The following is a 6065-nucleotide window of genomic DNA, read 5'->3' on the forward strand; positions in this document are numbered from 1 at the left end:
CGGGGCTCACGACGCTGGCGCTCTCCGAGCGGGTCGCCGCCGCGGCGGCCGCGTCGCTCCCGACGCTCGCGGCGGCGGCGCTCGTCGCGCTCGCCGTGTTCGGCGCGCTGACGCTTTCGGGCGCGCCAGCCGGGCTCACGGGCGACGACCCGCGCGAGTGACTACCCCGGGCGACGACCCGTACGCGGGACGGCGCCGGCGACCGCGCCCCGTCGCTTCGGTCCCCGTGTTGCCCGGTCGGCGCCCCGGCGAGCGGGCCGCTTATCCGGCTCGGCGACCCACCCCGGCGTATGACCTTCGAGGGACGGCCGGACCGGGACGCGGAGGTCGTCCTCGTCGGCCGGTCGAACGTCGGCAAGTCGACGCTGATGCGCGAACTCACCGGCCACGACTTCACGACGGGCAAGAAGCCGGGCGTGACGCGCCAGCCAAACCACTTCGACTGGTCAAGCGAGGACTTCACCTTCACGGACCTCCCCGGGTTCGGGTTCATGAGCGGCGTCGACGAGGACCGACAGGAGGCGATCAAGACGGACGTGGTGCGGTACGTCGAGGCGAACGCGCCCCACATCCTCGCGGGCGTACTCGTCGTCGACGGCAAGAGCGCGGTCGACATCATCGACCGCCACGAGGAGCGCGGGAACGTCCCCCACGACGTGGAGATGTTCTCCTTCCTCCGGGAGGTCGACGTGCCCGCCGTGGTCGCGGTCAACAAGATGGACAAGGTCGACGACCGCGACGAGCGGCTGAACGAACTGTGCGACCGGCTGGGGCTGTACCCGCCGTGGCAGCAGTGGAGCGACACGATAGCGCCCGTCACCGCCAAACGGGGGAGCATCGACCCGCTGCTGGAGGCGCTCCGCGGCCACTTCCGCGAGGCGAAGCGCGACGACCTGCTCAAGTTCGTCTCCTGATCGCCCCGTGAAGCCGGCGCTCGCCGGGGTCGAGCGGGGTCTCGCGAACTCCCGTGTATTCTCGCGGGCGATACGTAGAAAGGTCTGGGGCGCCTACGCTCGGGTATGACTGACTGGCGCGCGGTCGGCTGGGGGTTCCTCACGTTCCTCGTCGTCGCGCTGTTCGGCACGGCCATCCCCGTGGTCGGCCAACTCGGCGCGGGCGTTCTGGGCGGCTTGGTCGCGGGCTACCTCGCGGGCGGCGGCCTGACGAACGGCGCGGTCCACGGCGCCATCGCGGGGTCGCTGACGGCTGTCGCCTACACGCTGGTGTTCGCGCTGTTCGGGAGCCTGCTCGGATTCGTCGCCGGGCCGCTCGGGGGCCTGCTGGGCGGCGCGGGCGTCCTCGTACTCGGGCTGTTCCTGACCGTCGTGTTCGCCGTCGACTCCGCCATCGCGGGCGCCGTCGGCGCCGCGGTGTCGAACCGCCCGTCGTCCGACCGCCGGGTCTCGACGCGAGCGCGGTAGGCTCGCCGACGAGCGCGGTAGGTTCGCCGACGAGCGCGGCCGCCGTTTCCGCTCGCTCCCGTTCTCCGCACTTACGACCCGGTGTCGTCCCCGCCCCCGCTCTCGGGGTCGTCTCCGCGGTCGAGGTACTCCCGTTGGACCGCGACTACGTCGGCGGAGTCGTCGCAGGCGGCGTACCGCTCCAGCGGTTCGGCGTTGAGTTCGAGGAACGTCTCGCCCCACGTGAACTTCGAGAGTAGCCGCTCGGCGTGGTCGCGCTCGCCGAAGATACACAGCGCGGCCGCGAGCGCCTCAACCGTCGTGAGCTTCATCGGCCGCCCGAAGTTCACGGGGTTGGCGGCGACGAGGTACGGCAGCGCGCGGTGCTCGCCCGGCAGCGAGAAGCGCGCCTCGCCCGCCGACTCCCACGAGCAGTCGAGCGCGACCAGGCGCTCGGTCCCGGCGTCCGCGGGCGAGAGCGCACGCTCGGCGTGCGGGTTGAGCACCACCCCGTACGGCGTCGCGCGGTCCGAGCGGTGGAGTTCCGCCAGGTCGAACCGCGCGAGCTTCCGGGCCGTACACTTGTCGGGGTCGTCGTCGCCCTCGTACCGGACGTGAACCTCCACACCCGGCGTCGGCGGCGCGGCGAGATAAGCGACGTGGACCGACGCCGACTACTCCTTCTCGCCCGCGCCGACCGCGCTCTCGCCCACCTTCTCGCTCCCCTCGATGACCTCGCGGCCGCCCATGTACGGCCGCAGCGGCTCCGGAACCGTGATGGTGCCGTCGTCGTTCTGGTAGTACTCCAGGATGGCTACGACGACCCGGGGGACCGCGACGCCCGACCCGTTGAGCGTGTGGAGGTACTCCGCCGACTCGTGGCGCTCGGGCCGGTAGCGCAGGCCCGCCCGCCGCGCCTGGAACGCCTCGAAGTTCGACACCGACGACACCTCGAGCCACCGCCCGCCCGCCTCGGGGCCGTCGTCCATGTCGTCGCCGGGCGCCCACACCTCGATGTCGTACTTCTTCGCCTGCGTAAAGCCCATGTCGCCCGTACACATCTCCAGCACCCGGTACGGGAGGTCGAGCCGTCGGAGCACCTCCTCGGCGTCGTCGACCAACCCGTCGAACCGGTCGTCGCTGTTCTCGGGGCGGACGAAGTTGACCAGTTCCACCTTGTTGAACTGGTGGACGCGGACGATCCCCCGGGTCTCGGTGCCGTGTTCGCCCGCCTCCCGTCGGAAGTTGGGCGAGTACGCCTGGTGTTTCAGCGGGAGGTCGTCGTCGAGGAAGATCTCGTCGCGGTACATGTTCGTCACCGGCACCTCCGCCGTCGGGAGGAGCCAGAGGTCGTCGTCGTCGTACTCCTCGTCGTTCGCGCCGCCGATCCGGTAGGCGTCGTCGACGAACTTGGGGAACTGGCCGGTCCCCTCCATCGACCGCGAGTTGACGGGCAGCGGCGGGAACACGTCGGTGTACCCCTGCTCGCGGTGGACGGTGAGGAAGAACTGGACCAGCGCGTGTTCGAGCATCGCCCCCTCCCCCTTCGCAAAGTAGAACCCGCCGCCCGACACCTTCGACCCGCGGTCGAAGTCGAGGATGTCCAGGTCCTCCCCGAGGTCGTAGTGGGGGACCACCTCCTCGGGCAACTCGCGTAAGTCGTCGAACCCCTCCCGGCGGCGCTCGACGTTGTCGCCCTCGTCGTCGCCGACGGGGGCGTCCTCGTGGGGGATCTGCGGGATCCGGAGCATCGCCTCGTGGAGTTCCTCCTCCAACTCGTCCGCGCGCTCCTCCACCTCCTCCAGTTCGGCTTTCAACTCCTGCGACTGGTCGATCGCCTCTTGGGCTTCCGCCTCCTTCCCCTCCTGTTTGAGCTCGCCGATGCGCGACGACACCTCGTTGCGCTCGTGGCGCAGGCCGTCGCCGCGGGTCTTCAGCTCGCGCCACTCGTCGTCCAACTCGATCACCCGGTCGAGGTCCACGTCGGTGACCCCCTTGTTCTCGATCGCCTCCCGGACCCGGTCGGGGTCCTCCCTGAGCAGTCGTCGCGGGATCATTTGGCGTGGGTTCCCCGGGGCGCTCCAAAACCGTGTCGGGTCCGTTCGAACGATCCGCACGGCGCTCCGGCCGTGTACTCGTCCGATGGATCGGACCCGGTGTGGGTTCGGTCTCGCACTCCGACCGCTCCGAGACGACCGTGGCGGGACCCCCGAACACGACAGCGGTGACCTCGAAAGCCCCACCCAGCGGCACCTCACACCTCCCCAGCCGTCTCGCCTCGCTCCCTCCGGTCGCCCGGCTCGCCCTCGCGCGCGTCCGCGCCCGACGGAGCGGGCGCTGCACGCGCCGACGCCGGAGTGGGCCGGTCGCACACACCGGACGGCCGGGAGAGCGTCGATCGACCCGCCCGAGGCCCGGGTGGGACTGAAAGGGGCCGCGGCTGTGCGCGACGGCGGCCGACGCAAGCACGCGAGTGAGGAGCGGAGCGACGATCGAGCGCGCGCAGCGAGGCCCCCGAGTGCACAGCCGCGGGGGCTTTCGAGGTGGTCACCGTCGACCCGTCGTCGCCCTCCCGACCGGAGCGAAAGTGCCAGGGGAACCCGACTCGACGTTATCGACTGAACTCGATCGCGGCGCCCTGCCCGAACCCGACGCACAGCGTCGCCAGGCCCCGATCCGCGTCGCGCTCGTTCATCTCGTGGATCAGCGTCACCGGCAGGCGCGCGCCCGACGCGCCCAGCGGGTGGCCGAGCGCGATGGCGCCGCCGTTGACGTTGAATTTCTCCTCGTCGACGCCCAACTCCCGCCGGGCGTACACCGTCTGGGAGGCGAACGCCTCGTTGAGTTCGACCAGGTCGTAGTCGTCGATGGAGCGGCCCGCCCGCTCCAGTAGCCCCTCCGTCGCCGGCACCGGGCCGATACCCATCACCGTCGGGTCGACGCCGGCGACGTTGTTCGTCCCCACCTCCGCGAGCACGTCCAGCCCGCGCTCGTCGGCGAACTCCCGCGAGCAGACCAGCGTGACCGCCGCGCCGTCGGATATCTGCGAGGAGTTGCCCGCGGTGACGCTCCCGTCGCCGGTGAACGCCGGCGAGAGCTTCGCGAGCGTCTCGACGTCCGTGTCCGGGCGGATCCCCTCGTCGTCGGTCACGACGCCCCCGTCCGTCTCGACGGGGACCACCTCGCGGTCGAACCGGCCGGACTCGGTCGCCTCCGCGGCGCGGTGGTGGCTCCGGACGGCGTACTCGTCTTGCGCCTCACGGCTCACGTCGTACTCCTCGGCCACCTTCTCGGCGGTCATCCCCATCTGCAACTGGAAGACGTTGTACTTCTCCGACAGTTCGGGGTGGAGATGCTGGTAGGAGTCGCCGTCCATCGGCACGCGGCTCATGCTCTCGACGCCGCCAGCGACCACGCAGTCGCGGTTGCCCGCCGCCACCGCGTCCGACGCCGAGATGATCGCCTGCATCGACGACGCACACCAGCGGTTGATGCTGGTCGCGGGCGTCCCCTCGCCCAACTCCGACAGCAGGGCGATGACCCGCGCGACGTTGTTGTCCTGCTCGCCCCGCTGTTGGGCGACGCCCCACATCAGGTCGTCCACGTCGTCGGGGTCGACGTCGTGTTCGGCGAGCACGTGGTCGATCAGCGTCACCGAGAGGTCCTCGCTTCGCGTGTCGGCGAAGACGCCGCCGTCCTTGCCGAACGGCGTGCGGTACGCGGCTGCGATGACGGGTGTTGCCATACGCCTCCTAGGAGCGTCACGCCCATAAATACGCGAGAACGCCGCCCCCGTTCCCGGGCGTTCCAGGCTCGCGCCCGTCTCTCGGTTCCACGCCCCCGCGTTCCGCGTTCGCCGCCCCGGTTCGCTCCCCTCGGCGCGGTCACCGCGCACCCGGCGGCGGTCGGCAAGACGAAGACACTTACCCCCCGCCGCCGCACCGCCGCCCGTGTCACGGTCCCGCCGGCGTCGCGCCGTTCGCCGCCCGCTCGCGGCCGCCCGCGCCGCCCTCGACGCGTCGGCTCTCGCGACCCCGAGGCGGGCCGTCCCGGCGCTCGTGTTCGTCGGGCTGGTCGCCCGGCTCTACGGGCTGGGCGCCCGCTCGATGCACTTCGACGAGGCGCGCGTCGGCTACTGGACGCTCCGCTACCTGGAGACGGGGTACTACGCCTACCGCCCCATCGTCCACGGCCCGTTCCTCGAACTCGCGACCGCGCCCGTCCTCGACGCGCTGGGTCCGTCGGACTTCGCCGTCCGCCTCCTGCCCGCGCTGTTGGGCGCGTGCCTCCCGCTCGCGGCGCTCGGCTTCCGGGACGCGCTCGACGACGCCGAGACGGTCGCGCTCGCGGGCTTTCTCGCGGTCAACCCGCTGCTCCTCCTGTTCTCGCGGTTCTTCCGCGCGGACGTGCCGCTCGCGACGTTCGCGTTCGGCGCGGTCGCGCTCGGCTACCGCGGGTTCCGCACGGGTCGCCGCCGGGACCTCATCGCGGCCGGCCCGCTCGCCGGGCTGGCGCTGACGACCAAGGAGAACGCCCTGGTCTACCTGCTCTGTGTCGCGGGCGCCGCGGGGGTCGCGCTCGCGGTTCTGCGGCTCCGCGGCCGTCGGCGCGGCGGTCGGGTCGACCCGGGGACGACGGCGGCCGCCCGCGAACCGCGCGGCCCCG

General features: G+C 71.7%; 6 protein-coding genes. 3 read left to right on the plus strand and 3 right to left on the minus strand.

The genetic code is table 11. The features are described 5' to 3' along the window. Nucleotides 1–290 precede the first annotated feature (290 nt). Entirely contained in the window at nucleotides 291–914 is a 624-nt protein-coding gene (gene engB / locus K933_RS11700) for a GTP-binding protein EngB (RefSeq protein WP_023394941.1), read from the plus strand. Between the two features lie 105 nt (nucleotides 915–1019). Further along, a complete protein-coding gene (locus K933_RS11705) occupies nucleotides 1020–1421 on the plus strand; it encodes a DUF5518 domain-containing protein (protein ID WP_023394942.1) in 402 nt (133 codons plus the stop codon). Between the two features lie 71 nt (nucleotides 1422–1492). Here K933_RS11705 and K933_RS11710 read toward each other — a convergent pair whose 3' ends face one another. The 3 genes from K933_RS11710 to K933_RS11720 all read right to left on the minus strand — a co-directional run bounded on the left by K933_RS11710 (nucleotide 1493) and on the right by K933_RS11720 (nucleotide 5145). Further along, nucleotides 1493–2026 carry a DUF367 family protein gene (locus K933_RS11710; RefSeq protein WP_023394943.1) on the minus strand — a complete coding sequence of 178 codons (534 nt, stop codon included), beginning with the start codon at nucleotides 2024–2026 and terminating at the stop codon, nucleotides 1493–1495. A gap of 48 nt (nucleotides 2027–2074) precedes the next feature. Then, nucleotides 2075–3457: a serine--tRNA ligase gene (gene serS, locus K933_RS11715; protein WP_023394944.1), complete on the minus strand. Its 1383-nt coding sequence runs from the start codon at nucleotides 3455–3457 to the stop codon at nucleotides 2075–2077. 554 nt (nucleotides 3458–4011) lie between these two features. Beyond that, complete coding sequence (locus tag K933_RS11720; protein ID WP_023394945.1) at nucleotides 4012–5145, minus strand: thiolase family protein; 1134 nt, start codon at nucleotides 5143–5145, stop codon at nucleotides 4012–4014. A gap of 205 nt (nucleotides 5146–5350) precedes the next feature. Here K933_RS11720 and K933_RS11725 point away from each other — a divergent pair. Then, the coding region (locus tag K933_RS11725) for a flippase activity-associated protein Agl23 (RefSeq protein WP_152529816.1) at nucleotides 5351–6065 on the plus strand (715 nt) is incomplete at its 3' end.

Source organism: Candidatus Halobonum tyrrellensis G22, assembly GCF_000495475.1.
Taxonomy (GTDB): domain Archaea; phylum Halobacteriota; class Halobacteria; order Halobacteriales; family Haloferacaceae; genus Halobonum; species Halobonum tyrrellense.

What these genes read in the sequence shown, in the direction of transcription:
- engB (WP_023394941.1), top strand. Translation starts at nt 291, where the DNA reads ATGACCTTCGAGGGACGGCCGGACCGGGACGCGGAGGTCGTCCTCGTC.
- K933_RS11705 (WP_023394942.1), top strand. Translation starts at nt 1,020, where the DNA reads ATGACTGACTGGCGCGCGGTCGGCTGGGGGTTCCTCACGTTCCTCGTC.
- serS (WP_023394944.1), bottom strand. Translation starts at nt 3,457, where the DNA reads ATGATCCCGCGACGACTGCTCAGGGAGGACCCCGACCGGGTCCGGGAG.
- K933_RS11720 (WP_023394945.1), bottom strand. Translation starts at nt 5,145, where the DNA reads ATGGCAACACCCGTCATCGCAGCCGCGTACCGCACGCCGTTCGGCAAG.